Raw genomic sequence first — 25328 nt, 5'->3', positions numbered from 1 at the left:
GGGCGACGGGCACCGCTGGCACGCTGGACCCGGTCCGCTCCGCCGAGAAAGGGTGATCCCCGGTGACGCGTCCCCTGGTTCTGGATCCGAACGGCCAAGACATCCACGCCGAGAACGAACGACTACGCGAACACGGCCCGATCACCCGGGTCGAATTGCCGGGCGGTGTCGTGGCCTGGTCGGTGACGGGATACGAACTCCTGCGCGATCTGCTCAGCGACCCGCGGGTTTCCAAGGACGCCCGGCAGCACTGGCCGGCGCTGGCCGACGTCAGCGCGGACTGGCCGTTGCTGGTGTGGGTCTCCGTGCGGAACATGTTCACCGCCTACGGTGCCGACCACAAACGGCTCCGCTCGCTCGTGACGCAGGCCTTCACGGCACGCAGGATCGCCACGCTGGAGCCATGGATCACCCGGATCGTCACCGATCTGCTGGACGGGCTCGCGGCCCGGCCCGCGGACGAACCCGTCGATCTGCGGGAGAACTTCGCCTATCCGGTCCCCATCGAAGTGATCTGCCATCTGTTCGGCGTACCGGACTCGGCGCGCGGCAGGCTTCGGCACTCGGTCGACGTCTTCTTCCGGACGTCGGCGAGCCAAGAGGCGATGCTGGCCGCGTACCAGGACATCCACTCGATCTTCACCGAACTCGTCGCCGCCAAGCGGGAGAACCCCGGCGAGGATCTCACCACCGCGCTCATCGCCGCGCAGGCCGACGGCGCCCGGCTCGACGAAACGGAACTGATCGACACCCTCATCCTGTTCATCTCCGCCGGCCATGAAACCACCGTGAACCTCCTCGACCAGGCCATCACCGCGCTACTGGCCCATCCGGACCAGCTCGCCCTGCTCCGCGCCGGACAGGCCTCCTGGACCGACGCGATCGAGGAGACCTTGCGGTGGCAGGCACCCGTGGCGAACCTGCCGTTGCGCTACGCCGTCGAGGACATCGCCGTCGCCGGCGTGGTCATCCGGCAGGGCGACGCGATTCTGGCGGGCTACGCCGCCGCCGGGCGAGACCCCGCACTGCACGGGCACGACGCCGACGCGTTCGACGTCACGCGCACGGACAAGGCGCATATCGCCTTCGGCTTCGGAGCGCACTTCTGCATCGGCGCGCCGCTGGCCCGGCTCGAGGCGGCGATCGCTCTACCGGCGCTGTTCGAGCGTTTCCCGGACATGACCCTCGCGACCGCACCGGAGGAGCTGCGGCATCTGGACTCGTTCATCTCGAACGGGCACCGTGTGCTGCCGGTGCTGCTGAAGGGACCAGAAGCCGGGTAGCACCTCCGATACCCGTGTCGCGAAAGCCACTTTCAGGACATCAGACGTCGCGAAAGTGGCTTTCGCGACACGACAGTCGCGGCGGTCAGCGGCCGCGGAACCGCGCCGCCAGCGCGCCGACCGGCGACCGCCTGCCCCGTACCGGAAGCGCGCCGGAAGTGATGTCCTCCAGCAAGGTCGCCACGGTCTCCCGCGCACAAGTGCGGTTCGCGCCGATCCCGCCCGAGGGACCGCGTTTGATCCAGCCGACCACGTAGGCGCCGCTGAGCCCGTCGACGCGACCGGCGGTGTTCGGGATCGTGCCCCGGTCGTCGTCGAACGGAAGCCCCGGTAGCGGGACACCTCGATAGCCGACGGCGCGGACGACCTGACCGGCGGCGATTTCCACCGGCCCGTCCCCACCCGTGACGCGCAGACCGCGAACCTGCGTATCGCCGATGATCTCGGTGGGCGCGGAGTGGAAGCGCAGGACGATCCGGCGCGAGTCCCCGGCCGGAGGCGCGGTCCAATCGACCGTCTCACGGCTGAGTTCGCGCAACAGCGCCGCTTTGCCGTTGCCCGCGTCGATCGCGGCCGCGGTCCGCGGGTCCGCCTCGTCGACGATCAGGGGCACGCCGTCGCGAGCGGCCAAGGCGAGCAGCTCCGGCGACGTGTACGCGGCGTCCTCCGGTCCGCGCCGGGCGAGCAGCACGACCTCCCGGATCTTGCTGTTACGCAAGCGTTCCAGTGCGTGCGGGGCGATCGTCGTCCCGGCGAGGTCGTCCGGGTCGGCGGTGAGGATCCGGGCCACGTCCAGCGCGACATTCCCGGTGCCGACCAGTACGACACGCTCCGCGGACAGGTCGACCGCGTTCGCGGGCACGTCCGGATGACCGTTGTACCAGGCGACGACGGTGGTCGCGGCGATACTGCCGGGCAGATCCTCGCCGTCCAGGCCGAGACTGCGCGCGGACGAGGCACCGACCGCGTAGACGACGGCGTCGTGCCGCTCGGCCAGTTCGTGCACCGACACGTCGCGGCCGATCTCGGTGCCCAGGCGCATCTTCAGCCGAGGATGCTCGTGAAGACGCGAGAAAGTCTCCCCGATCCGCTTCGTGGCCGGGTGGTCCGGGGCGACGCCGTAGCGGACGAGCCCGCCCGCGACCGGCAGCCGGTCGATCAGCGTGACCCGCGCGTTCGTGTGGAGAAGCAGATCCTCCACCGCGTACATACCGGCCGGGCCGGTGCCGACGACGGCGATGTCCGGCGGCGCGAAGTCGCTCGGGATGGCCCGGTCGAACGTCGGCGGGCCCCACCGGTGGAAGTTCGGCGCCGGGTCCACCGAGGCGACGGGCTCGCGGTCGGCGTAGAAGGCCGCGTTGATTCCCGCGTACACCTGCAGCGGTCCGGTCAGCAGATCCGCCGGGAAGATGGCGTCCACCGGGCAGGCGTCCGCGCAGGCCCCGCAGTCGATGCACGTGGCCGGATCGACGTAGAGCATCTCGGTGGTGCCGAAATCGGGCTCGTCCGGCGTCGGGTGGATGCAGTTGACCGGGCAGACCGACACGCAGGTGGCGTCGTTGCAGCAGGTCTGGGTGATCGCGAAGGCCATGTCAGATCAGGTTCGCCCGCTTGTAGAACACCAGCGCGGGGCGGGTGAGCAGACCGCACGAGCCGAGGAACTCCATCAGCCCGGCGCAGCTGGACCGCATCATCGCCTTGTGGTGTTCGTTGGCCTTCGCCTCGCGCAAGGCGCGCTTGGCGTCGAGCCCCGCGTGCTTGTAGACGTCGCGGTTGATCATGCTGCTGACGATGAAGTACGACGCGATCGCGACGACCAGCGCGTTGATCCGGCGGCGCAGGAAGCCCGCGCCCTCCAGCTGCTCACGCGTCTCTTCACGGGCGAACTTCATGTGCCGGGACTCTTCGACCACGTGGATGTTGTTGATGGTGCGCACGAACGGGACCACGCGTTCGTCGCGCATCCAGTCGCGCTGCATGACGTCGAGGACTTCTTCGGCGACGAGGATCGCCGCGTACGCCGCTTCGCCGCCGGCCGTCGCCTTGAAGATCCGGCCGAGTTCGACGGCGAGCTTGCGCGGGCGGTACGGCGGCGCGCCGAGCTTCTCCGCGCCGCGGGCGAACATGATCGAGTGACGGCATTCGTCGGCGATCTCGGTGAGCGCCCATTGGAACGCCGGATCGGTCGGGTCCTTGGCGTAGAAGTCACGCAGCACCATCTGCTGCAGGATCATCTCGAACCAGATGCCGGTGCTCGCGACCGAGGCGGCTTCCTGGCGTGTGAGCTCCTTCTGCTGCTCCGGGCTCATCTCGGCCCAGTAGCTCGTGCCGTAGAGGGTGCTCCACTCCGGGCTGGCGCCGTGGAAGTCCTTGTCCAGCGGCGTCTCCCAGTCCACCTCGGTGGCCGGGTCGTAGGACAGCATCGCGGACGAATCGAGGAGCCGCTGCGCGGTCTCGTGGCGGCCGGTCCCGGCCGTTCGTGGCACATCGGTGCTGGTCATACGGACCTCCCTGACGACGTCGACAGAGTGCGCGGCTACCTGTTACCGCAATTCACTGTTACTCAAGGTAACATATAGTCGGGCGGCTCGCAGCCCCCACGGAAGAAGGGGAAATCCACCCATGACCGCACCCCGCCGCATCGCCACCTTCGACCACGAAGGACTGATCTTCGACGTCCGGGACACCGGCCCGCTCGACGGCGCCGTCGCCGTCCTGCTGCACGGTTTCCCGCAGACCGGCGCCTCCTGGACCGACACCGCGGCCCAGCTCCACCAGCGGGGATACCGCACGATCGTGCCCGACCAGCGCGGCTACTCACCCCGCGCCTGCCCGCGAGGCCGCTTCGCCTACCGGTCCGGCCGCCTCGTGGCCGACACGGTCGCCCTCATCGAGACCCTCGGCTCCGGGCCGGTCCACCTCGTCGGACACGACTGGGGCGCCGTCGCCGCCTGGTCGACGACGGCACGGCGACCGGACCTGGTGAGGTCGCTGACCACCGTTTCGGTCCCGCATCCCGGAGCGTTCCTCCGCGCGATGCTCGGCAGCGACCAGCTCGTCCGGTCCTACTACATGTTCCTGTTCCAGCTCCCCTGGCTGCCCGAGCTCGCCATCCGGAGCCGGCCACGCGTGCTCGAACGCACGCTGGCCGGCACCGGGATGACACCCGCCCAGATCGACCAGGTCCGCCGGGACATCGTCCGCGGCGGGGCGCTCACCGGCGGGCTGAACTGGTACCGCGCGATGCTCTTCCAGCACCCGGCCGCCCTCCGCGCCCGGGTCACCGTGCCGACCACCCACGTCTGGAGCGACGGCGACACCGCGCTGTCCCGGCGAAGCGCCGAACTCGCCGGCCAGTACGTCGACGCCGCCTACCGGCTCGAAATCCTGACCGGCGTCAGCCACTGGGTCCCCGAAGAAGCCGCGACGACGCTGGCCGGCATCATCGACCGCACCGCCGCGGACGCCGCTAGTCGACGGGCGTGACCTCGGCCATCTCCGACCACGCGTCGCCGTCGAGGTTCTGGTAGTTGATCCGGGGCTTCTCGGCGACCACGGTCGACATGAACGGGAAGAAGTCCTGGGCGTGCTGAGTGGCGACGTGCGCGTCGCCCGCCGCGCTGTCGGCGAAGACCTCCACCAGGACGAACTCGTTCTCGTCACCGGCGTTCTGGTAGTAGTCGAACGAGACGTTGCCGGGTTCGCTGCGCACCTGCCGCGTGTAGCGCTCGATACCCGCCAGCCATTCGGTTCGCTTCTCGGGACGGATCTGTGCTTTGAGGACGATCAGGATCATGGCCCGAGTATCGCAAAGCGGGCCTTCACGCGCTCCGCTCCGAGGCCACCGAAGGCCGGATGAAAGACTGTCCTCGTGATCACCCGGCTCCGGTCCTGTTGGTCCGCGATCCGGTACCTGGCGGTCGGCGCGGCCTCCTCCATGGTCGCCTGGTTCGTCCTCGTCGGCATGCTGTTCGTGCTGCTGATGTGCCCGTTCGGGGTCGGGATCCCGGCGTTGCCCATCGCGCTCCAGCTCATCCGGCGCCCGGTCAACTTCGAACGACGGCGGGCCGCCCGGCTGCTGGGCGAGCCGATCCCCGAGCCGTACCGGTCCGGGAACCCGGTGACCGATCCGGCGTCGCGACGGGATCTGGGCTGGCTCGTCTTCCACGGCGCCACCGGTTTCGTCATCGGCATCTTCGCCGTCGCCCTGCCGCTCGGCGGGCTCCGGCAGATCGTCACGGCGTTCATCTGGCCGACGGTCCCCGGCGGCGTGGAAAGCTCCCTCGGGTTCATGGTCACGTCGTGGCCGCTGGCGGCGCTCAGCGCGATCACCGGCGCCGGCATGATCGCGCTGATCTTCCTGTTCCCCCGGGTGGCCCGCTGGCAGGCCTCCATCACGCGCAGGCTGCTCGCGCCGGCGCCAGGCGTGGTGCTGACCGACCGCGTCGTCGAACTGGCCGCGTCGCGGGCCGCCGCGCTGGAGGCGCACGGCGCCGAACTCCGCCGCCTCGAACGCGACCTGCACGACGGGACGCAGGCGAGGATCGCCGCGGTGGTGCTGCAGCTGGGGATCGCCGACTCGCTCTTCGAGAAGGATCCGCAGCGGGCGCGGGAGTTGCTCGGCAAGGCGCAAGACACCGCGACCGGCGCGCTCGCCGAACTCCGGACCGTCGTACGCAGTATCCACCCGCCGCTGCTGACCGACCGCGGCCTCGACGGCGCCGTCACGGCACTGGCCGACCGCTGCCCCGTTCCGTGCACTGTGGACGTTCGCAGCCGCAGTCGTCGTCCCGCCGCGGTCGAGGCGGCCGCGTACTTCGTCGTCGCCGAGATGCTGGCCAACATCACCAAGCATTCCGGCGCCGAACACGCCTGGATCACCCTCGACGGCACCGCCGACACCCTGCTCATCGAAATCCGCGACGACGGCCACGGCGGCGCCGACGAATCCGGCGGCAGCGGCCTGTCCGGGATCCGCAAACGGGCCGAGGCCTTCGACGGGACCTTGAAACTGTCGAGCCCCGCGGGTGGGCCGACCGTACTGAAAGTGGAGTTGCCATGCGGGTCGTGATCGTCGAGGACGACGCGCTGCTGCGCGAAGGCCTGGTGATGCTGCTGAACACCTCGGGCATCGACGTCGCCGCCGCGGTGGACGACGTGGACGAGTTCCTCGAACTGGTCACCAAGGACCGGCCCGACGCGGTGATCACCGACGTCCGGCTGCCGCCGACCCACACCGACGAAGGCCTCCGCGCCGCCGTCAAGGCGCGGAAGATGTACCCCGGGCTGCCCGTGCTCGTGCTGTCCGCCCACGTCGAGACCGGCTACGCGGCGGAACTCCTGGCCGACGGCAAGGGCGCCGTCGGGTACCTGCTCAAAGAGCGGGTGGGGAAGGTCGAGAAGTTCCTCGACGCGCTGGACCGGGTCGTCAAGGGCGGGACGGCCATGGACCCCGAGGTGATCACCCAGCTGATGGCGCACCGCCGGGCGACCGATCCGCTCGAAGGGCTGACCGCGCGGGAGCGCGAGGTGCTCGGGCTGATGGCGGAGGGCTACAACAACACGACCATCGCCGAACTGCTGGTGGTGAGCGACGGCGCGGTGCACAAGCACATCCGGAACATCTTCGCGAAGCTCGGGTTGCCGGAGGACAGCGGGCACCGGCGGGTCTTGGCGGTGCTGGCGTACCTGGGCGGAAAAGGCTGAGGCCCTCCGTTACTGCTCACCCATGTCTGAGCAGGGCGAATGTGAGGTGCCCGCGGCCACCTGATTCGAGTGTGGAGGATTCGGGACGTTGAGTGTCCCCAATCCTCCGTCGATCAAGCTCACGCCGAGCGGGGAAGATTCCGGACACTGAACGTCCGAAATCCTCCCCGCTCACCGACATCGAATCATCGAGGGACAAGTCGGCCGCGGCGTGATCGCACGCCAGGTCGATATCGCGCTATCCGGGTTCTCACGAGGCCCCGAGTTCTTCCGCGAGCCCGACGACGATGTCCTCCGGACCGCGGACGTAGCAGAGCCGGTAGACGTTCTCGTACTCCTCCACCGCACCCACGAGTTCGGCGCCGTGAGCGCGCAGGCGGGCCACCACGTCGTCGATGTCGTCGACGGCGAACATGACGCGGCGGATGCCCAGCGTGTTCGCCGGAGCGGGCTCAGGTTTGATGGCCTTCGGCCGATGGAACTTCGCCAGCTCGATCCGCCCCGGACCGCCCGGGATCCGCAGCATGGCGACGTCCTGGCTGACGTCTTCGAGCCCGATGACCCGTTCCGCGCCGGGCCAGTCGAGTGGCCCCTTGCCTTCCAGCTCCATCCCCAGTTCGACGAAGAACGCGATGACCGCGTCGAGGTCTTCGACGACGATGAGGACGTTGTCCATCCGATGGATCGCCACGATGGAACTCCTTCGCTCGGTCCGGCTGTCGTGGGGTAGCGCTGGCACCACCCCACGACGGGGGTCACTCCCCTGGTCCCCCGATCCGTCGAACCATAGCGTCTTTCCCATGAACGACACCAAAAACGCCGGCGGCACGATGGTCACCGCCGCCCTCTGGCTGGTCCTGCTCGTCAGCGCCGCCACCAACTCGATCGGCCAGTTCGCGGGGCTGGACTGGACGTTCCGCATGGCCGCCGGCGCCGTCTCGGTCGTGTGCATCGTGCTGCTGATCGTCCGCTACATCGCACGACGCAAGGCCTGAAAGCGATCGGCCCGCCCGGGTGTCCGGGCGGGCCGAATCGTTCAGGACACCTTCGGCGTCGCGCGCACGCCATGGTGCATGTACGGCTCCCCTGTCGGCAATGTGTAGAACGTGACCGGCATCCAGGTCTGCGCGCCCGGCTCACGGCAGACGTAGAGCGAGTCGGTCACCGGGACCAGGTCGAACTCCATCGTCTTCTCCGGCATCAGCTCCGCCAGCGGGCCCGTCGCCGTCTGCCGCAGCCGGAGTCCGTCCTTTTCGGACAGGACCTCCATCAGCACACCGGCCCGTTCGTAGACGCCGACGTGCCTCGAACCGTCGACGGTGACCGGCGGAGAGGGCGGCGTCAGCGGCCGCGGCATCGCCACATCCGCCAGTTCCGCGAAGATCTCCCGGTACAGCTCCTCGAACAGGTCGCGGGTGTTGCCGCCGTTGGTGAGCAGCGTGACGGCGAGCCCCTGATCGGGCAGCAGCCGCAGGAACGCGGACTGCCCGATCGTGTTGCCGTCGTGGCCGATGATCCGCCGTCCGCTCCAGTCGTCGCGGATCCAGCCGAGGCCCCACGAGTCGCCGAGGGAGTGCTTGTCGGGGAGGTCGGCGTGCTTCTCGGCCATCGCGGCGGCGGACGCCGTGGTCAGGATCCGCTCACCGGACGGGGTGAGCCCGCCGGTCAGATGCAACCGGGCGAAGCCGAGCACGTCCTTGGTGGTGGCGGTGATCAGGCCCGCCGGCCCCATGTTCCGCGGCAGTCCCCAGACCGGGGCGGGCTTCGGCTCTTCGTCCGCGCCACCGACGTGCCCGACGGCCGCGCGGTGCAACAGCGCCTCCTCGGGCAGCGTCACGGTGTGGGTGAGACCGAGCGGGGCGAACAGTTTCTCCCGCATCGCCGCGTCCCAGGTCTGCCCGGTGAGCTTCTCGATCACCCGGCCCATCAGCACGAAACCCGAGTTGCAGTACGAGAAAGTCTCGCCGAGAGGATGGTTCTGCGCGGCCTGGTCGAGGATTTCCACATAGCGTTCGAGGCAGTCGTCGCCTCGGCCGGTGTCGGTGAAGACGTCCCCGTCGATCCCGCTGGTGTGCGTCAGCAGATGCCGCATGGTCACCTGCTTGGCGACGTCCGGATCGGCGAGCCGCAGTTCGGGGACGACGTCGGCGATCGGCGCGTCGAGATCGAGCAGGCCCTCGTCGACCAGCTGCATGACCACGGTCGCGGTCCACACCTTGGAGATCGAGCCGATCTGGAACACCGAGTCTTCGGTGACCTCGACTCCGGTCGTCGTGTTCAGCACGCCGTAAGAGGCCAAGACCTCGGCGTCATCACCGACCCGCGTGATGCCCAGCGCCGCACCGGGAACACGGTACTTGCGCGCCAGCTCGGCCAGACGGCGACGCCAGTGCGCCACTTCGATCGGCACCCGCGACACCCCGTCCGCGGGCGCCGCGTACTGCTCGACCCATTCGAGGACGCGCCGGTTGAAGTCGACGCGCTGCGAGGGCGGTCCATCGAGGATGAACAGGTGCGAGGCGTCCGGGTACAGCACCAGCCGGGACGGGACACCCCGAGCGCGCAGGGCGCCGAACCACTGCTCGGCCTGACCGACCGGGCACCGGTCGTCGTTCGCACCCTGGACGACGAGCGTCGGCGTCCGCACGTCGGCGACGCGGGCGAACGGCGAGAACCGCTCGTTCGCCTTGTCCCACGCCGGACCACCGAGTTCACCGACGGCCAGGTAGTGCCCGGCGTCGGAGGTGCCGCCCATGCTGGTGAGGTCGCTGACCACACCGCCGGCGACGGCGGCGGCGAAGCGGTCGTCGCGGCTGGTCAGATAGCAGGTCATGAACCCGCCGTAGCTGTAGCCCGCCACGGAGAGCCGGTCCGCGTCGGCGATCCCTTCCGCGACCAGCTGGTCCAAGGGTTCGAGGAAGTCGGCCGCGTCGGCGACACCCCAACCGCCGACCGCGCCGGTGTAGAAGTCCTCGCCGTAGCCGTCGCTGCCGCGCGGGTTGAGCAGCAGTACGGCCCAGCCTCGGGCAACGAGCGCCTGGTGATAGAGGTGGATCGAGTCGGCCGCGCCGTTCCAGGCGTTGTGCGGTCCGCCGTGGATGTCGAGCAGCAGTGGCGCGGCGCCGGATCGCGACGGGTCCCGCAGCAGCCAGCCGTGGACGACGGTGCCGTCGGCGATGGTGAATTCCCGTTCCTCGTGGCGGAAGAGCTCGACGTCGGACTCGCCGTGCCCGGTCCGCACCTCGATCGCGCCGGAGGCCCGGTCGACGACGGTGACCTCACCGAACGACGTGGCCGTGGCGAGGACGACCACGACCCGCCCACCCGAGATGTCCATTCCGGACACGACGCGGTCCGCGCCGGCCAGCACCGCGCGCGGGGTCCCGCCCTGGGCGTCCACTTCGTACAGATGGGTGCAGCCGCGGTCGCGGACGCCGAACAGCACGGTGCCGTCGTCCGTCACCTGCGGCAGGGCCCCCGGATAACCGGGGCCGCCGGACATCACGTTGCGGTCCAGCGCGGCGGCGAGGTCGGCCGGATCGCCACCGTCCAGCGGCACCCGCCACAGCCCCAGGTGCCCGACCTCGGTATCGGGCCTGCCGACCACCAGCAGCGCGGTCCCGTCGGCGGTCCAGCCGACCGTGCCCGCCATGCCCTCGCCGGAGCCGATCAGCCGCGGCTCGGCGGTCTTCGTGGTCACGTCGAGAACGTAGGCACCGGAACGGAAGGTCAGATCCGCGTCACCGTCCCGTCCGGCGGAGAAGGCCAGCCTGGTGCCGTCGGGCGACCAGGCCGGTTCGCCGGCGTGCCAATCGCCGAAGGTCACCTGCCGGACTTCCCGGGTGGCGACGTCGAGGACGTGCAGATGTTTGCGGATCGTCTTGATCAGGCCGGCGCCGTCGGCCTTGAAGTCCAGGCGGTCGGCCACCACGGGAGCGTTCGGCCCGAGTTCCCCGCCCGCCAGGTCGACCGCCGCCGAGAACGCGATCTTGCCGCCGTCCGGGCTCCAGACCGGGGCGCCCGCACCCAGCGGGAGTTCGGTGATCCGTTCGGCTTCTCCGCCCGAAGACGGCAGGAACCACACCTGCGGCGGTCCGTCCTGCGTACGGAGGAACGCGATCCGCGTGCCGTCCGGCGCCCACTTCGGTGCCATGTCGGCGGTTCCGCGGGTCAGCTGCCGCGCTTCGCCGCCGGTCGCGCCGACCTCCCAGAGCGTGTACACGTTCCGGTCCTCGTCGCGGTCGGCGGTACGCAGGACGTAGACGATCCGGTCGCCGTCCGGGGAAAGCGAAGGCTGGCTGGGGACGGCGATGTCGTACAGGTCGTCGAGACCGAGACGTCGGGTCATGATGCGCTTGCTCCTCTGGAGATCGTGAGCTGGTGGCTCTCGTTTTCGCTGAAGTGGCAGGCCGCCGAATGACGTCGGTGTGCCGCGTCGTCCGAAGGATCCGCCTGGAGACAGAGTTCGCGGCCGGTACGCACGAGCGGGCCGACCGGGCAGCGGGTGTGGTAGCGGCACCCGGCGGGTGGATGGTGCGGGTCGGCGGGTTCGACGTCGGCGGTCTCGCTCGCGTCACCGAGATCCAGCAGTGAACCGGTCGCCGACGGCGCCGCGGCGAGCAGATCCCGGGTGTACGGATGCTGCGGGTCGCTGAGCACCTGTTCGGCCGGGCCGACCTCGACGATCCGGCCGAGGTACATCACGGCGACGATGTCGCTGAGATAGCGGATCACCGCGAGGTTGTGCGAGATGAACAGCATCGACAGGCCCAGCCGTCGTTGCACGGACCGGACGAGGTTGAGCACCGCGCCCTGCACCGAGACGTCGAGCGCCGAGGTGATCTCGTCCGCGATCAGCACCTCGGGCCGCCCGGCCAGCGCGCGGGCGAGCGCCACCCGCTGCCGCTGGCCGCCGGAAAGCTGCCCGGGCAGATGGCCCGCCCGGTCCGGGTCGAGATTGACCAGTTCCAGGAGCCGGGCGACCTCGTCCCGGCGCGCCGCGCGGCCGGGCAAGACGCCACGCGGGATCGCTTCGGTGATCGACTCCCCGATGCTCATCCGGGGGTCCAAAGAGGAATACGGATCCTGGAACACCATCTGCAAGGGCGGTCGGCGGGGCAGCTTGCGCACGTCCACGCCGCCCAGCAGAACGCGTCCCGCGCTGATCGGCGAGAGCCCGACGGCGGCACGGGCCAGCGTCGACTTCCCGGAGCCCGATTCGCCGACGAGCCCGACGACCTGTCCGGAAGGGACGGTCAGGCCGACCCGGTCGACAGCGGTGAGCCCGCGCCTGCCGCCGTACCGCACGCTCACCGCGTCGAAGACGAGATCGCTCATTCCGCACCTCCGGCGGTCACGGTTTCCTTGGCGGGCCGGGAAAGCGGCGCGGGGTACCAGCAGGCGACGCGGTGCCCGGCTTCCACGCGCTCCAGCACCGGGTCTTCGAGACGGCACCGGTCGGTCGCCACCGGGCACCGGTCGGCGAAGGCGCAGCCATTGGGTACGCGATCCGGCTCCGGCGGACGGCCGGGGATCACCGCGAGCGAAGCCTCACGATCGGTCTCGAGGTCGAGCGTCGCGGCCATCAGTGCCCGCGTGTAGGGATGCCGCGGCGTCGCGGCGGACGGCAGGTCCTCCACCACCCGGCCCGCGTACATGACCAGAATCCGCTCGCACGTCTGCGAAACGACCGCGATGTCGTGGCTGATCAGGATGATCGCCGTGTCCCGTTCGGCCCTGGTCCGCGCCAGCAGCCGCAGCAGCTGCCGTTGCACGGTGACGTCCAGCGCCGTGGTCGGCTCGTCGGCGATGATGAGCTTCGGATCGCCCATCAGCCCCATGCCGATCATCGCGCGCTGCCGCATCCCGCCGGAGAACTCGTGCGGATACTGCCGCGCACGCCGTTCGGCGGCGGGGATCCGCACGGCGCGCAACCGGTCCACGGCCCGCTCGAAGGCCTTGGCACGCGGAAGCCCCTGGTGCTGTTCGGCGACTTCGGCCAGCTGACGGCCGATCCGCCTGGTCGGGTTGAACGAGGTCATCGGATCCTGGAACACCATCGCCAGCGACGTGCCGAGCAACCCGCGCAAGTCCCGTTCCGGCGTCGTCAGCACCGGTGTGCCGGCGAATTCGAGTTTGTCCGCGGTGACCACGGCAGGCGCTTCGACCAGCCGCGACACCGCCAGCCCGGTCAGGCTCTTCCCCGAGCCCGACTCGCCGACGACACCGATCGCCTCGCCCGCGCGGACGGTGAAGCTCACCCCGCGTACCGGAACGGTCCAGCCCGCCGGACGAGGGAACGCGACCTGGAGATTCTCCACCACCAGCACCGCGTCGCCGGGCGTCTCGGCCACGTCCTCCCTGGCGGGCGTGACCGGCCGCGGGGCGAGCTTGCGCAGCCCGGTGCGGACGCCGATCACCCCGGCGACGGTCTCGCCGACCAGGTTGAAGGCGAGCCCGGCCAGTACCACCGCCACTCCCGGCGCGAGCGCGGCCGCCGGGTTGACGTAGATCCCGTTGAGCCCCTCGCCGAGCAGCCGTCCCCAGTCGTAATCCGGTGCCTGCACACCGATACCGAGGAACGACAGCCCCGAGAAGGCCAGCAGGCAGGCTCCCGCGCCGATGGTCGCGTTCACCACCAAGGGTTCGCCGATGTTCGGGAGGATGTGCCGGATCAGCAACCGCGTCCGGCCGACTCCGGAGATCCGTGCGGCGGACACGAAATCCTGCCCCGCCACCGAAGCCGACAGCGTCTGGGCCAGCCGCGCGAACGCCGGAGCCAGCGCGAAACCGACCGCGAACACCGCGCCGTGTGTCCCGACCCCGAAGATGACCGAGAAGAACAACACCAGCAACAGCCCGGGGAACGCGACCGCGATGTTCACCGCGGAGGTGACCAGCCGCGCGGCGGGCCTCGGCAGCAGCGAGGGCAAGGTGCCGAGGACGAGCCCGGTCACCACCCCGATCACCGTCGCGAGCACGGCCAGCAGGACCGAAAGCCGGGTCGCGACCAGGACACGGAAGAGGATGTCGCGGCCGAGATCGTCGGTGCCGAGCCAGTGCGCCGCCGACGGTCCCTGCGCGATGGCGTCCGTGTCGATCGCGAAGGCGTTGTCGTGCCACAGGATCGGGGCGAACACCGCGAGGGCGAGCACCAGCGCCAGCAGGGCCGCCGCGAACCCGCCCACCGGGGTGCGCAGGGCCGCGAACCATTTCGCCATCTCAGTTCTCCCGGATCGTCGAACGCGGATCGAGAACGGCCAGCAGCACGTCCACCGTCAGGTTCACCAGCAGGACCCCGATGCCGTAGACGAGCACGATCCCCTGCACCAGCGGATAGTCCTTCTGGAGGATCGACTGGGCGATGGTGGAGCCGAGGCCCGGCCAGGCGAAGACGTTCTCCACGAGCACCGTCCCGGCGACCATCCCGGTCAGCATCAGCCCGCCCATGGTGAGCGTCGCGGTCAGCGCGTTCGGCAGGGCGTGCCGCAGGTAGACCAGCCGCGCGGGCAGCCGCTTCGCCCGCGCGGTGCGGATGAAGTCGTTGCCCAGCACGGAAAGCGTCTCCACCCGGACGATACGGGCGAGCACCGACGCCGGGCCGAGCGCCAGCGCGATCACCGGGAGCACGAACGAGCTCGCGTCCGCGTTCCCCGCGACCGGGAACCACCCCAGCTGGACCGAGAAGAACGCGACCAGCGCCACGGCGAGCAGGAACTCCGGGATGGCCGCGAGCAGCACCGTCGTCGAGGTGAACGCCAGCTCGCCGCCCCGCCGCCGTCCACCGCGGGTCAGCACGGCGAACAGCAGGCCCAGCGGGATCGCGATCGCGATGACCACCGCGAAGGCGGGCAACGCCAGCTGGAGGGTGGCGGGCAGCCGGTCGCCGATCACCTCGGAGACCGGCTGCCCGCTCGTCATCGACGTCCCGAAGTCACCGGTGACCAGTCCGCCGAGGTAGTGGACGTACTGCAGCCACAGCGGATCGTCGAGGCCGAGCGCCGCCCGGCGCGCGTTCACCAGCTCGACCGGCGCGGTCAGCCCGAGCGCGGCGCGGACCGGATCGCCGGGGATCAGCTGGATCATCAGGAACGCCGTGGTGACCAGGACCCACAACGAGATCGCGAACCGGCCGAGGCGGCGCACGGCGAACGACAGCCACGGGCTGCCGCGCAACCCGGCCGGGGCGACCGCGACGGCCATCAGGCGTACATCCGGATCGACGACGGCTCGACCGAACCGAAGATGACCTTGAACCGCGCGTTGCTGCCGAAGGTCGGGATGACCGAGTTGACGTACGGCACGACGTCGAGCCGCTCGATGAGCGCCTGCTCCGCCGCGAGCCAGGTCGCGCAACCCGAGTCACCGGACATCTGCGCCGCCTGCGCGGCCTGCGACGTGTACTTCTCATTCTCGATATGCGCGAAGTTCGTCCCGGCGGGCGGCTTCGGCCCCGAAACGAACGGGCCGATCTGGCTCGGCAGCAGCAGGGTCACCGGTGCCAGCGAGATGTCCCACTCACCGGTGTTGAAGAGCACCTGGCTCGTCCCCGGGCTGTCCAGACCTTTGAGCGTCACGTCGGCGCCGACGGCCTTCCACGACTGCTGCATCAGTTCGGCGGCGGGGGCCATCGTCGGCCCGAGCTGCGTGCCGTAGATGGCGGTCAGCGCGAGCCGTTTGCCGTCCTTGACCCGCACCCCGTCCGCTCCCGGCTTCCAGCCGGCCGCGTCGAGGGCCGACTTCGCGGCGGCGACGTCGAACGCGGGCAGCTTGCCGGCCACCGCGTCCCCGGCGCACGCCTTGGGTTCGGTGGTGACCATCCCCTGGCTCGGCGCCCCGGAGCCGCTGGTGAGCACCTTGCCGATCTGGGCGAGGTCGAGCGCCTGCACCAGCCCGCGCCGCACGGCCTGATCGCCGCCGGCGCGTCCGGGTGCCTGGTTGAAGAACATCTCGCCCATCGGCACGACCTGCTCGCCGTGGAACAGTTTCTGGGCACGCAGGCGCTGCTGGTCCTGGCCGGTGATCCGGGCGCCGTTGAGCTCACCGGACAGCAGCAGGTTCGCGGCGGTCGTCATGTTCTGGATGACCCGGAAGGTCACCTTCTCCGGCAGGCCGGGCTGTTCACGCTGCCAGTCCCCCGGGCCCCACGCGTAGTCCTTGCGCCGGGTGAGGGTGTAGTGGTCGTTCGGCACGATCTCGGTCATGGTGAACATGCCGGTGCCGTACTTGCCCTTGGCGAGCGCCTGCCGGTCGGTCACGCCCTTGCCGCAGACGATCGGCAGGCCGCCGACGTTGCGCAGCAGGAACGCGTCCGGCGCGCCACTGGTGAGCGTGATCTTCCTGGCCGCGTCGTCGGCGGTCGCCTTGGTGCCCGGCGCGACGGTGAGCCCGGACATCGGCGACTTGTTGGCGGGATCGCCGACGAAGTTGACGTTCGCCGCCACGTCGCTCGCGGTCAGCGGCGTGCCGTCGTCACAGGTGACCCCGTTCCGCAGGGTGAAGGAGGCCGTGGTCGTGGAGGCCTCCCACTTCTCGGCCAGCCCGGCGATCGGTTTGCCGGACTCGTCGAGGTTGATCAGGCTGTCGTAGAGGTAGCGCCCGATGTCGAGCGCGACCGAGAGCACGGTCATCGCCGGGTCCAGCGTTCCCGGATCGGTGCCGATCGCCATCGTGAAGGTCTTGCCCTCGGTCAGTTTCTGGTTCGCGGTCCGGTCCTGCCCGGATTGCGACGTCCCCCCGCACGCGCTCACGGTCAAGGCCACCACGCTCGTGATCGCGGCGGTGAGCCGAGCTTTCTTCATGCGGTTTCTCCTACTGGGTAACGGTCTGCGCACGGAGGTGATCGACGGCGAGGCGGGCGGCCTCACCGAGGGCGGAATCGACCGCGGGCAGGCGGTCGGCGAGGGATTCGGCGCGGGTGAACACCGCGACGGCGTACCGGCGACCGTCCACATGGGTCACCACCCCCGCTTCGTTGCGGACGGCGGGAAGCGTCCCGGTCTTGGCCGCGATCGCCACCCCGGCGGGGAAACCCGACGAGATCCGGTGCGGCCAGATCTGCTGCGCCATGATCGTCCGCACGCGTTCGCAGGCGGCCGGGTCGCCCGCGCGGTCGGTCCAGATCGCGTCGAGCAACGCGGTGATCTCCCTCGGTGTCGACGCCGTCGTGCGTTCCGGGTCGAGCACCGAGAGCTTCCACATCTGTTCTTCGGAGGCCGCGCCGAAGACGGCCTCCAGGTCGTCGTCAGGTTTCGCGCCGAGATCGGCGATCACCGAGGCGAAAAGGTCTTCGCAGCAGCCGATCAGCCGCGTCCTGGTGAGGCCGAGATCGGTGAGCACCCGGTCCACGGCCTCCTGCCCGACCCGGTGGTAGACGACGTCGGTCGCGGCGTTGTCGCTCATCGTCAGCATGAACTGCGCCAGGTCGCGCCAGCTCATCTCGACGTCGTCCGCGCAGCCGGCGGTCCCGATCCCGCCGATCCGGTACCGCGCGGTGACGCGGGTCCGCTCGGTTTCGTCGAGCCGTCCGGCGGCCACCTCGCGGGCGAAGGCGACCGCCACCGGGATCTTGAACACCGACGCGAGCACGACGGGATCGTCCGCGCCGACGCCGACCTCGGGGCCGTCGGGGACGCCGATCTCGCGCGCGTGCACGAATCCGCGCGCCCCCGCCTTGGCGAAGGCGGCCTCGATCTCGGCGGCGATCGCCGTCACCGGGCCACCCGGCGGTCGGCGCGTCCCGTGTGGACGAACAACGCGCGACCGGTGCCGTCGTCGCCGACGAACGCGTGCGGCATGTGCAGGCCGAGCCCGTCGTTTTCGGCGACCAAAGTGTCGCCGTGGTAGCCCAGCAGCCTGTTCTTCTCCGGCCCGGAACCGAGGTCGGCGAACACGCCCTTCGGTGTCCGCTCCAGCCACAGACCACCGTCCTCGTCCTGGCTGACGACGATGTCCGCCACCTGCGACGAGTACTCGCCCACGAAGCGGGACGGGTCGGCCGGGGCCTCCGCGGCGTTCGGCTCCGGCAGCGGCGAGACCTCGACACCGGCGAGGTCGCCGAGCACCTTCCGGAAGATGTCCAGGTACAGGTGCAACGGTTTGCCGCCATTGGTCAGCAGGGCCACCGCGACGTTGCTGCCCGGCACCACGCGCAGGAACGCGGACTGGCCGATGGTGCCGCCGTCGTGGCCGATCACCGGGCCGCCGTCCCAGTCGAAGATCATCCAGCCGAGCCCCCACGCCCCGCCCATCAGGCCGAGGTAGGGCAGCTCGACCTGGCGTTCCCACATGGCGCGGGCGGTTTCGGGCTTGAGGACCTGGGTGCCATCGTCCGCGCGGCCTTCGTTGAGGTGCATGCGGACGAAGGTGAGCAGGTCGCGCGGGCGCATGGCGAGATGTGAACCCGCCGGCACGTTGGACCGCGTCAACGCCCAGACGGGCGCGGCCTCCGGCTCGTCGTCCGGTGTCGGCTGGAGGTGGCCGATCGCCGCGCGGTACCGGATCGCGTCGTACGGCCCGGCCGCGGCGTGGGTCAGGCCGAGCGGCGCGAAGAGATGGTCACGCAGGCAGTCGTCGTAGCACTTTCCCCGCAGGACCTCGACGATCCTGCCGAGCACGCAGTACCCGGCGTTGTTGTAGGAGAACATCTCTCCCGGCTGGAACAGCTGGGGCACGTCGGAAAGCGTCGCCACGAGCTTCGCGACGCAGTCGTCGCCCTGCCCGGTGTCGGTGAAGATGTCGCCCTCGAATCCGGAGGTGTGACAGGTCAGCTGCCGCACGGTGACCCGCGAGGCCGCGTCGTCGTCCGAGAGGGTGAACTCGGGGAGGTAATCGCGGACCGGCTTGTCGAGGTCGAGCATGCCTTCGTCGACGAGCTGCATCGCCAGGGTGGTCGTCCACACCTTGGTGATCGACCCGATCTGGAAGACGGAGTCCACTGTGGACTCCACGCCGGTGCTCTTGTTCAGCACGCCGGCCGCGTGGTCGATCACCTCGCCGTTCGCGAAGACGGCGATGGCGGCGCCGGGCACCTGATGCTTCTCCAGCAGGGCGGCGAAGTTCTCCGCGAGCCAGGTATCGATTTCGGAAAGTTTCGACATGCGCACCTCTTGTCCGTGGAAAGGGTGGTCCGGCGGTTCCCGGAATGCTAGGCCGGTGACGGGCGTCACCGGTTCGTGCGGAACGACGAGAGCGGCCGGAAAATTCATCCGGGCGGACGAATCATTCGCCGTCGGCCTGGGGAAGCCTCAGCCATTCGACGGCTTGTGCCGCGGCGAACCCGATGAACGCGTCCCGCTCCGGTACCCGCGACCGCCCGTCGACCGCGTCGGTGAAAATCCCTACCGCGTAACGGCCGCCATCCGGGTACTCGACCACACCGACCTCGTTGCGCACCGACGGCAACGTCCCGGTCTTGCCGCTGACGCGGATCCCGTCGTCCGGGAACCCGGATCGCAGCCGGTGCGGCCACACCTGGAGTTCCATCCAGCGCCGGACGTCCGCGCACGCCGCCGGCGTGGCCGCCTCGTCGCGCCAGACGAGCCCCAGCAGCCGGGTGATCTCCTCGGCGGTCGTGGCGCAACTGTGTTCCGGTTGCAGCGCGCGCAACGCGGTGATCCGCTCGATCGGAAGCTCCGTCAGCAGCCGTTCGTCGTCCTCGTAGGAGATTCCGAGGTCCTCGCCGATGCTGCCGAGCACCTCTCCACAGTCGTGCGTGACGGTGGTGTGCTCGAAACCGAGGTCGCGCAACGTCTTCTCCGTCGCTTCCTTTCCGACGCGATCGAGGATCAGGTCGGTGGCGACGTTGTCGCTGATCCCGATCATCAGGATCGCGAGGTCGTACCAGGACATCGTGATCTCGTGCCGGAACGTGGCCAGGCCGTACGGGCTCGGCGTGGGATGCCCCGGCGGGACGGTGATCCGCTCGCCGAGGTCGAGCCTGCCCTCGGCCGCCTGCTTCGCCAGTTCGAGCGCGATCGGGACCTTGAAGACCGACGCCGTGACGACCGGGGCGTGTTCGTCGACGCCGATCCACCGGGTGCCGTCGATTTCGGCCGCGTGCAGCCGGACCCGGACGCCGACCTCCTTGGCGCGCTCGGTGATCTTTTCGGTGACTTCGGACGCGGTGGGCATGGAACTCCTGTCTGCGTTGGGCTCGTGAGTGTTGAGGACGGTTAGAACCGTCCTCAACACTCACGAGGCCGAGCTGGGACTGGCCGGGGAGAACGTGAACTGCGCCGGATTCTGCGGTACCCAGAACGCCATCACGGCGGTGAGGAAGGTCGTGCCGATGAGGAAACCGAACGCGGCGGTGTAGGAGAAAGCGTCGGCGAGCCAGCCCATCGCCACCGGAGCGACCGCTCCCGCGACCTGGCCGCCGAAGTTCATCACTCCCATGCCGATCCCGGTGACCGCCGTGGGCAGCACGCGCAGCGGCAGGCCGAAGACCGCCATCGTCGCCATGCCGAACACCGCGAGCGCCAGCGTCTCGTAAAGGGTGAACTCCGCCGTGCTGTCCGCGTTCACCATCAGGATCAGCAGCACCACGGTCACCAGGGCGATCGAGCCGAGGTACCAGCGGCCGTGGTCGTGGAAGTAGCGGTCGAACAGCCAGCCGCCGAGGATGGTCGTGCCGATGCTGACCAGCATCGGTATCGCGGCCAGTATCCCGGTCTGGCTCAACGACAGGCCCCTCGACTCCAGCAGGTAGCTGGGCACCCAGGTGATCATCCCGTAATTGAGCATGTTGGTGACGCAGAACAGCAGGGTGAACTTCCAGATGACCGGCGACTTCAGCACCTGTTTACGGGAGACCTCGGGGGTTTTCACCTCTTCGCGCGGAAGGCTGCTCAGTTCTTTGGGCAGTGCCTTGGGAAGCAGCGTCCAGACGACCACGCCGATGACCGCGCCGACACCCGCCATCCAGAAGAACGTGTGCCGCCAGCCGACCGCCATCAGCAGCGGGCCGACGATCAACGGCGCCAGGCCGGCCCCGATACCGCCGGCGGACAGCATCACGCCGGTCACCGTCGCGCGATTGCCGGGGGTGGTCCGTTCGGCGATCGCCTTGAACGAGGCCGCCGGGAAAAGTCCTTGGCACACACCGAAAAGGCCGCGGACGACGAGCAGCATGCCGAACGTGCCCGCCATCCCGGTCATCGCGGTGAACGCCGACCAGAGCAGCAGCGTGGCCAGCATCGGCCCCCGCGAGCCGTACCGGTCGGCGAGGAAGCCCGCCGGGATCTGGCAGACCATGTACACCAGCGCGAACACGGTGACGAGCCAGCCCTGCTGTGTCTTGCTGAGCTCGAATTCGGCGCCGATCATCGGCAGCGCCATCCCGATCGAGAACCGGTCGATGTAGTCGACCGCCCAGGCGAACACCATCACCACCATCGTGATGAGCGCCGTCCGGTTGATCCGCCGTGCTGTCCAGGTGTCCTCATTGACCACTGCCGTCATGGCGCCTCCGCGGAAACTTTGGGAGAGAAGGAGAACGGCGCGAGCGTGGCGCCGATCACTCATTCTGAAACGCGGCAGGCGAGCGGAGTTCGTGCGATCACACGAACATCGCCCGTCGTTTCGGGCCGGAAGACCAACGTCAGTCTTCGGTACCCGGCGGCCCGGTCCGCGCGTCACGGGGCAGCAGCCGCAATTGCAGCATCGCGGCGAACCGCTCCCCCGCGTCGTCGAGGTCGATCTCGCCGACCTCCGCGAGACGCCGCAACCGGTAGCGGAAGGTGTTCGGATGGACGTACGCCGACGCGGACGCGGCTCCGATGTCACCGAAGGCGTCGAGCCAGCACCGAAGGGTGTGCACCAGTTGTGACTGGTGCTGCGCGTCGTAGGCGAGCAATCGCGCGACAGGTCCTGTCGCGACGTCTCCCCTGGCCGCGGCGAGGTCGGCCAGATCGAGCATGAGCGCGTCGACGTGGACGTCGTCCGCGGTCGCGACGCGTTTGGCGCCGCCGTTGGTGAGCAGCACGCGCAACGCCCGGTCCGCGCCGTCGCGGGAGGCGTGCAGTCCGGACGCGTCGAGCGCGAGCGGTCCGATGCCGATCGCGGCGGCCGCCCGGCGTCCCGTGCGCTCCAGGAAGGTCGACGCGACCCGCACCGAACGCTCCTGGCAGTCGGCCTGCCCACCGGGCATCGGGAGGATTCCGTACGCGACGTCGCCGACCAGCGCGACGGCCGAGCGGGGCTGGACCGCGCTCAGGTGCATGGCCAGTGCGTCGGCGACCCGCTGGCGGTCCGCGACCAGCCTGAGATCGTCCTCGGGGTCGGGGGCGCCGAGCAGGCCCATGGCGAGCACGATCGACGGCTGGCCCAGCAAGCCGAGCCGGGCGATCGCCTCGGGTGCGCCGGCGCCGCCTTCGAGCGCCGTGCTCACCAGGTCGGCGCGCAGCCGTCGTTCGACGTCGGCGCCCGCGCGCAGCCGGAGCAGGTGCAGCGCGACGAGTTTGGCGGCGTCGATCAGCGCCTGCGTCCGCTCTTCGCTGAGCGGTTCCCGCACCGCGGCCCAGATCGAGCCGAGCACCTCGTCGCCGGCGCGGACGGCGAACGCCACGCGCGGGATCGCGATCTCGTTGTCGTCGTACCGCTGCGGATCGACGTAGACGGGCGCGTGGTCGCGGTACAGCCGCTCGAAGACGCCGTCCCGTTCCAGGCCGCGGGCGAACCGCTCCGGCACTTGCCTGCCGAGGATGGTCTCGACCCGGGAGGGATCCGCTTCGTCCTGGCGCCCGGAGAACGCGAGGATCCGGTTGCTGCGGTCTTCGATGGTCACCGGCGCGTCGATGAGCGCGGCGATCGCGTTGGCCAGCGCGAAGAGATCACCCGAAGGCATTCCGCCGAGCGTCTGGGGTGAGACCTCGCCGACGTCCTCTTCGGCGAGCAGGGTCCTGAGCATGGCGGCGAGCTGTGCCCAGGACGCGCCGCGCGCGAGCCCGAGCAGGGCGACCCCGGACGAGTCCGCGGCACGCCGGAGTTCCGGCGCCGGGGTGACGGGAGACCGGACGACGAGTGCCGCCGCGCCTCGCGCACCCACGTCGTGCAAGAGGCGGACGACCTCGTCCTGATCCCGCACCCCGACGCCGAGCACGACGGCCCCGCCAGGGATTTCGGATTCGTCGTGCGGATCGTGGATGACCACCCCGCCGAGCTGCTTGCGGGTGGTCCGGCCGACCGCGACCGGCTCCAGGAGCACGTCCCCGAGGTCTTCGAGGACGCGTCCCAAGCTCGTATGCGGCTTGCTGGGCACCGGTGTCAGCACCCCCCGAAGTTAAACCTGGCGTCACCGAACCGAGTGGTTCGATCCGACCAAATCTAACCCCGGATTTCGTAGCGCGCTACGAACCGATCCACGTTTTCTCCGTGGTGACCTCATCCAGAAGGTCAGGAATCGGAGTCACGCCGAGCCCCGGGCCCGTCGGCACCGGCAGATGCCCGGCGTCCAGCACGAACGGCTCGGTGATGTCCGTGCGGTAGAACCGGCCGGAGGCCGAGGTGTCACCCGGCAACGTGAACCCGGGCAGCGAGGCCAGCGCGACGTTGGCTGCCCGGCCGAGCCCGGTCTCGATCATCCCGCCGCACCACACCGCCACCCCGTGCGCCGCGCAGACGTCGTGCACCCGGCGTGCTTCGAGGTAGCCGCCGACACGGCCCGGTTTGATGTTGACGATCTGGCACGCGCCCAGTTTGATCGCGTCCGCCGCGGCCTTGGCGGAGACGATCGACTCGTCGAGGCAGATCGGCGTCCGGATCCGCTTGGCCAGTTCCGCGTGGCCGAGCACGTCCTCCTCTTCGAGCGGCTGCTCGATCAGCAGCAGGCCGAACGGGTCGAGCCGGGACAGCAGCGGCGCGTCGCCCAGGGTGTACGCGGTGTTCGCGTCGACCTGGAGCAGCACGTCGTCACCGAAGCGCTCACGCACCTGGCGGACCGGCTCGACGTCCCAGCCGGGTTCGATCTTCAGTTTGATCCGGACATAGCCTTCGTCGAGGTAGCCGCCGACGACGTCGAGCAGCTGCGGGATCGAGTCCATGATCCCCACCGAGACCCCGCAGGCCACGGAGTCGCGCGTGGACCCGAGCTCGGCCGCGAAGGAGCGTTCGTGCGCGCGGAGTTCGGCGTCGAGGACCGCCATCTCCAGCGCCCCCTTCGCCATCCGGTGCCCTTTGAACTTCGCCAGCAACGGCGTCACCTTGTACGCGGTCACGTCCTCCGCGGCCAGCAGGGCCGGGATCAGGTGGGTGCGCAGCACGTGTTCGGCGGCGTCGTTGTACTCCGACGAGTAGAGCGGCGCCTCCATCGCGACGCATTCGCCCCAGCCCTCGCCCGCCGGGGTCACCGCGCGGACGAGCAGCAGTTCCCGTTCGGACTGCGTTCCGAACGACGTCCGGAACGGGGCCACGAGCGGCATCCGGACCCGGCGCAGTTCCACACCGCTGAGTTTCACGACTGCTCCTTCGAGATCACGTACCAGCCGGCACGATCGAAACCGGTGACCTCGGCGTTGTCCGCCATCAGTCCACCGAGGACTTCACGCAGTGCGGTGCGCCACGCGGTGCCCCGGCCGGGGTCGGTGCGGCGCAGCCGTTCGATATCGGTCGGGACGCCGACGAGTACCGTCGGCCCGTCGGCGGATCCGATGCACGGGCCGCCGTCGGGGCCGACCGAGAGCACCTTCTCCGCACCCAGCGCCTCCGCGTCGATCAAGACGGGTTCACCGAAAGCGGCGGCACGGACCTCCGGGCTCTTGAGGTCCCACCCGACCATCAGCCGGTCGGTGTCACCCGAGCCGTTGATGCTGTCCTCCATCGGACCGTAGAAGTCGGGCAGGTAGCCGATCGGGCGCGCGCCGAGTTTCCCCAGGTTGAAATAGGCGTTGCGCCGCACCAGCGGGTCGAAGGTCCAGGTGATCACCGAGACGTCCTGGAGCAGTGCCCACCCGCGCTGGTGCAGTTTGAGCGCGTACCCGATCCCGCGGCCCACGCCCGCCTTGGCGACTCCGGCGATGTGGCTGTGGAGGCTCGCCTTCCCGGGGTTCCCGAAGAACCCGAAACAAGCCCCCAGCAGTTCATCGTTCTCGAAGGCGCCCGCGACGTAATTGCCGGCGCTCGACATCGCGCGCAGCAGTTCCGTGCTCACCGGCCGCGCGCCGGGTGCCGATTGCCAGATCGACTCGAACAGGCCGACCACCGCGGCCAGATCGGCGATTTCGGTGAGTTCGCGGATTTCGACGCCCGAAGCCGCGGCCGCGGCCCGCGCGGCGGCGACGGCTTCGTCGCGCACCTCCACCGACGCGAGGCTTTCCGCGTTCGTCGCAAGATTCGTCACGCGAC

21 protein-coding genes are annotated in these 25328 nt (G+C 69.8%); 5 read left to right on the top strand and 16 right to left on the bottom strand.

The window, feature by feature from the left end:
* Positions 1-62 precede the first annotated feature (62 nt).
* Entirely contained in the window at positions 63-1283 is a 1221-nt protein-coding gene (locus MJQ72_RS07005; RefSeq protein ID WP_240598307.1) for a cytochrome P450, read from the top strand.
* Between the two features lie 85 nt (positions 1284-1368).
* On the opposite strand, the gene MJQ72_RS07000 is transcribed toward MJQ72_RS07005, so the two are convergent.
* The gene (locus MJQ72_RS07000) at positions 1369-2874 is read right to left on the bottom strand and encodes an FAD-dependent oxidoreductase (protein WP_240598306.1); all 1506 of its coding nucleotides are present in this window, start codon (positions 2872-2874) and stop codon (positions 1369-1371) included.
* A 1-nt stretch (position 2875) separates the two neighbouring features.
* Positions 2876-3784, bottom strand: a complete 909-nt coding sequence (locus MJQ72_RS06995; protein ID WP_240598305.1) for a diiron oxygenase — start codon at positions 3782-3784, stop codon at positions 2876-2878.
* Positions 3785-3905: 121 nt separating this feature from the next.
* Here MJQ72_RS06995 and MJQ72_RS06990 point away from each other — a divergent pair, with 121 nt between their 5' ends.
* Positions 3906-4769: an alpha/beta fold hydrolase gene (locus MJQ72_RS06990; protein WP_240598304.1), complete on the top strand. Its 864-nt coding sequence runs from the start codon at positions 3906-3908 to the stop codon at positions 4767-4769.
* Here MJQ72_RS06990 and MJQ72_RS06985 read toward each other — a convergent pair.
* Positions 4753-5079 (bottom strand): putative quinol monooxygenase, encoded by a 327-nt coding sequence (locus tag MJQ72_RS06985; protein WP_240598303.1) that lies wholly within the window; start codon positions 5077-5079, stop codon positions 4753-4755. The two genes, MJQ72_RS06990 and MJQ72_RS06985, sit on opposite strands and share 17 nt — an antisense overlap.
* Before the next feature lie 75 nt (positions 5080-5154).
* Between MJQ72_RS06985 and MJQ72_RS06980 the strand changes: the two genes are divergently transcribed.
* A complete protein-coding gene (locus MJQ72_RS06980; RefSeq protein WP_240598302.1) occupies positions 5155-6354 on the top strand; it encodes a sensor histidine kinase in 1200 nt (399 codons plus the stop codon).
* Positions 6342-6989, top strand: a complete 648-nt coding sequence (locus tag MJQ72_RS06975) for a response regulator transcription factor (protein ID WP_038512999.1) — start codon at positions 6342-6344, stop codon at positions 6987-6989. Before MJQ72_RS06980 ends, MJQ72_RS06975 begins: the two co-directional genes overlap by 13 nt.
* 250 nt (positions 6990-7239) lie before the next feature.
* On the opposite strand, the gene MJQ72_RS06970 is transcribed toward MJQ72_RS06975, so the two are convergent.
* On the bottom strand, positions 7240-7680 hold the full coding sequence (locus MJQ72_RS06970) for a VOC family protein (RefSeq protein ID WP_240598301.1): 441 nt from the start codon (positions 7678-7680) through the stop codon (positions 7240-7242).
* Positions 7681-7789: 109 nt separating this feature from the next.
* Between MJQ72_RS06970 and MJQ72_RS06965 the strand changes: the two genes are divergently transcribed.
* Positions 7790-7984, top strand: coding sequence for a hypothetical protein (locus MJQ72_RS06965; protein ID WP_240598300.1), 195 nt, complete (start codon positions 7790-7792; stop codon positions 7982-7984).
* A gap of 41 nt (positions 7985-8025) precedes the next feature.
* Here MJQ72_RS06965 and MJQ72_RS06960 read toward each other — a convergent pair whose 3' ends face one another.
* From MJQ72_RS06960 to MJQ72_RS06905, 12 genes are all read right to left on the bottom strand, one after another.
* Entirely contained in the window at positions 8026-11337 is a 3312-nt protein-coding gene (locus MJQ72_RS06960; RefSeq protein WP_240598299.1) for a serine hydrolase, read from the bottom strand.
* On the bottom strand, positions 11334-12326 hold the full coding sequence (locus MJQ72_RS06955) for an ABC transporter ATP-binding protein (protein WP_240598298.1): 993 nt from the start codon (positions 12324-12326) through the stop codon (positions 11334-11336). Before MJQ72_RS06955 ends, MJQ72_RS06960 begins: the two co-directional genes overlap by 4 nt.
* Entirely contained in the window at positions 12323-14209 is a 1887-nt protein-coding gene (locus MJQ72_RS06950) for a dipeptide/oligopeptide/nickel ABC transporter permease/ATP-binding protein (protein WP_240598297.1), read from the bottom strand. Before MJQ72_RS06950 ends, MJQ72_RS06955 begins: the two co-directional genes overlap by 4 nt.
* Before the next feature lies 1 nt (position 14210).
* Complete coding sequence (locus tag MJQ72_RS06945; RefSeq protein WP_240598296.1) at positions 14211-15191, bottom strand: ABC transporter permease; 981 nt, start codon at positions 15189-15191, stop codon at positions 14211-14213.
* Complete coding sequence (locus MJQ72_RS06940; RefSeq protein WP_240598295.1) at positions 15191-16789, bottom strand: ABC transporter substrate-binding protein; 1599 nt, start codon at positions 16787-16789, stop codon at positions 15191-15193. Before MJQ72_RS06940 ends, MJQ72_RS06945 begins: the two co-directional genes overlap by 1 nt.
* 10 nt (positions 16790-16799) lie before the next feature.
* A complete protein-coding gene (locus tag MJQ72_RS06935) occupies positions 16800-17702 on the bottom strand; it encodes a serine hydrolase (RefSeq protein ID WP_240598294.1) in 903 nt (300 codons plus the stop codon).
* Positions 17699-19087, bottom strand: a complete 1389-nt coding sequence (locus MJQ72_RS06930) for a serine hydrolase (protein WP_240598293.1) — start codon at positions 19085-19087, stop codon at positions 17699-17701. The genes MJQ72_RS06935 and MJQ72_RS06930 overlap by 4 nt, the downstream gene beginning before the upstream one ends.
* 121 nt (positions 19088-19208) lie before the next feature.
* Positions 19209-20120, bottom strand: coding sequence for a serine hydrolase (locus tag MJQ72_RS06925; protein ID WP_240598292.1), 912 nt, complete (start codon positions 20118-20120; stop codon positions 19209-19211).
* Positions 20121-20180: 60 nt separating this feature from the next.
* The gene (locus MJQ72_RS06920) at positions 20181-21449 is read right to left on the bottom strand and encodes an MFS transporter (RefSeq protein WP_240598291.1); all 1269 of its coding nucleotides are present in this window, start codon (positions 21447-21449) and stop codon (positions 20181-20183) included.
* A gap of 139 nt (positions 21450-21588) precedes the next feature.
* Positions 21589-23259, bottom strand: a complete 1671-nt coding sequence (locus MJQ72_RS06915) for a CdaR family transcriptional regulator (protein WP_240598290.1) — start codon at positions 23257-23259, stop codon at positions 21589-21591.
* A gap of 76 nt (positions 23260-23335) precedes the next feature.
* The gene (gene menC, locus MJQ72_RS06910; RefSeq protein ID WP_240598289.1) at positions 23336-24442 is read right to left on the bottom strand and encodes an o-succinylbenzoate synthase; all 1107 of its coding nucleotides are present in this window, start codon (positions 24440-24442) and stop codon (positions 23336-23338) included.
* On the bottom strand, positions 24439-25323 hold the full coding sequence (locus MJQ72_RS06905) for a GNAT family N-acetyltransferase (RefSeq protein WP_240598288.1): 885 nt from the start codon (positions 25321-25323) through the stop codon (positions 24439-24441). Before MJQ72_RS06905 ends, menC begins: the two co-directional genes overlap by 4 nt.
* Between the last annotated feature and the right edge of the window lie 5 nt (positions 25324-25328).

Origin of the sequence: Amycolatopsis sp. EV170708-02-1 (genome assembly GCF_022479115.1) — a bacterium.
Classification (GTDB): domain Bacteria; phylum Actinomycetota; class Actinomycetes; order Mycobacteriales; family Pseudonocardiaceae; genus Amycolatopsis.
Note: the sequence above shows the minus strand (reverse complement) of the source record. Positions and strands in the feature narration are given on the sequence as shown.